1 protein-coding gene and 1 pseudogene are annotated in these 2,693 nt (G+C 65.8%); both read right to left on the reverse strand.

The genetic code is table 11. The features are described 5' to 3' along the window. Positions 1-72: 72 nt before the first annotated feature. A complete protein-coding gene (gene istB, locus ON27_RS29510) occupies positions 73-852 on the reverse strand; it encodes an IS21-like element helper ATPase IstB (RefSeq protein ID WP_043734947.1) in 780 nt (259 codons plus the stop codon). A gap of 143 nt (positions 853-995) precedes the next feature. Continuing rightward, positions 996-2,510: pseudogene (gene istA, locus ON27_RS29515) on the reverse strand (IS21 family transposase); the annotation flags it as partial. Positions 2,511-2,693 lie beyond the last annotated feature (183 nt).

Consider the following 2,693-nt stretch of genomic DNA (forward strand, 5'->3'; position numbering starts at 1 on the left):
GTGTCGGCGTTCACGTATTTCCCGGTGCCTGTGTTCACGTAATTCCGCAGGTGGTGGGTCCTGATTGATGTTCTACCCGACCTCCTTCTTCGGCGTCTTGGGTTGGTCCTTGCCACCGGGTCGTTTGTTCGGGCGGTAGGAGGGTCCGTTCATGAACACTTGGTGGCTGGTGTTGATGAGCCGGTCCAGGAGTGATTCGGCGACAACGGGATTGGGGAACAGTGGGTACCAGTCGACGGGTGATCTGTTCGAGGTCAGGACGAGCGAGCCGCCGGAGGTGGATCGTTCGGAGATGAGTTCGTAGAGGTCGTCGGCCTGGGGCGCGGTCAGCTCGCGCATGCCGAAGTCGTCCAGGATCAGCACGGCGGGCCGGACGAATTCGGCCAGGCGTTTGTCCCAGGTCCGGTCAGCATGACCGCCCGCGAGGGTGGCCAGCAGCCGGCTGGTCTTGGTGAACCGGACTTCGGCGCCCTGGCGGATCGCCAGATGGCCGAGACCTTGTGCCACATGTGTTTTGCCCACCCCGACCGGGCCATAGAGGACTACCGACTCGCCGACGGTCAGCCACCGCAGCGCCGCGAGATCGCGGATCTGCGCGGCGGGCAGTTTCGGGCTGGCGGTGAAGTCGAATTCCTCGAGGGTGACCTGCTGTTCGAAGTGGGCGCGGCGGATGCGGCGGGCGATGGCTTGTGATTCGCGGCGGGCGATCTCGTCGTGACACAAGACCTGCAGGAACTCGATATACCCGAGGTCGCCGGCGCGGGCCTGGGCCAGCCGGGACTCGAGGGTCTGCAACATCCCGGACAGCTTGAGCTGTCGCAGCGCCTGTTCCAGGGCGACATCAACGATCATGCCGAGACCCCTTGGCCGTGTTCGTCATCGGCCGCGTCACCGCGGTCGGCCTCCGCCGCGGTGGTGTCCATCGCGGCGTTCGTGGTGGCGCGGATCGCGGCCGGGTTGTCCGGGTTGGGCAGCGCCAACACGTTCCCGAACAGCCGCGAAGGACCATGCAAGAACGCCGCGGCGCCTCCATCGCCGCTGCTTGGCGGCGGCGGATCGGCTTCCAGGCCGGCGGCGAGGATGCCCTTGATGGTCCGATAGGACGGATCCCCGACGGCGATCGCTTTGGCGCACGCCAATTCGAGCCGGGATTCGCCGTGACGGTCGGCCAACCCGAGCACGCCCTGGGCGGCGCGGAGCCGGAACAGCGCGTTCTCGCTGAGTAATTCGGCGACCACCGCGACGGTTGCCTCACCGATCTCGGGGGCTCGTTGGCGGCACCAGGCCGGGCCCTTCATCGCGAAGGCGATCTTCTCCGGCGGATAGTGCGACAGGTCGGACTGCTTGCCGAACGGTTTGCGCACATGCGTGGCGATCAACTCGCCGCGGTCGAAGATCTGCACCATCGAATACGTCGACCGGACATCCACCTTCCGGCCGATATACCGCCACGGCACCGAATACAGAGTCCGTCCGGCCTTGACATGGATGTCCGGGCCGACAGTGCCGCTCGACCAGTCCGCGAGCACGAAGTCCTTGTCCGGCAACGGCATCAACGCGCCGCGTTCGACCGCCTCGAACACCGCCATCGGGGCCGCGCCCTCCAACGGCCGGCACCGTCGCTGCCCGGCCACATCCCGGCACCACTCGACAGCGGCCTGCTGCATCTGCGCCAGCGAGGTCCATTCCCGTCCGCGCCACAGTGAATCGCGCACATACGGCATCGGCCGCTCCACCCGCGGCTTGTCCTTGGGCTTTCCTCGGCGAGCGGGATCGACGAGAGTGCCGTAATGGTGGGCCAATTCGGCATAGGAGCGGTTGATCTTCGGGTCATACAGGTCCGGCCGCGCGACCCCGGTGCGCAGGTTGTCCGGCACCAGACGCTTCGGGACGCCACCGAAGAACGCGAACGCCTCCACATGCGCTTCGGTCCACGCCCGCTGATCCATGGTCAGCACCGGGCGCACGAACATGAACCGCGAGGTCGCCAGCACCATCACGAACGCCCAGATCCGGCGGCGTTTCCCACCCACCGGATCGGCCCACGAACCCAAATACCCGTAATCGATCTGCGCTTCCTCACCTGCGGGCGGGTCTTCCCGCAGCACCGTCACCCGGCCGCGCAGGTTCTCCTCGGGCAGGTTGGCGTCCATATAGCGTTTCAACGACGACACCGACGCGGTCAGGCCGTGTTCGTCACGCAGCCGCTGCCAGATCGTCTGCCGGGTCACTCCGGCCTTGCTCATCGCGACGATGAAGTCGCGATGCTGCTCGATCTCCGGCCAGGTGATCTGCCGCACCTTCGTGTCAGCGATCTGCGGGAACCATGCCCGCACCAGCTCGTTCCACTCCGCCGGCGACCGCTGCGGCCCACCCGGGGCGAGCCCGGCCGCCACGGCCGGATCGACGTATTTCTTCACTGTTTTGCGGTCCAGCCCAAGGCTTTCCGCGATCTGGCTCTGCGAACGACCCGCATGCCAGTGAACCAAGATCTCGACGATATCGACCACGTCGAACGTTCTCCTCGCCAAAACTCTGGCTCCCATCACCTTCATCGGATGGGAGCAGCCAACTCCTTGCGAGGACCAACCGGTCGCGTTCGGGTTCCCGATGGGGAATTACGTGAACGCGACCCTGGGGAATTACGTGAACGAGAACCAGCTCAACCTGGGGATTTCCGTGAACGCTGACAC

Source organism: Nocardia asiatica NBRC 100129 (genome assembly GCF_000308415.1).
GTDB lineage: Bacteria > Actinomycetota > Actinomycetes > Mycobacteriales > Mycobacteriaceae > Nocardia > Nocardia asiatica.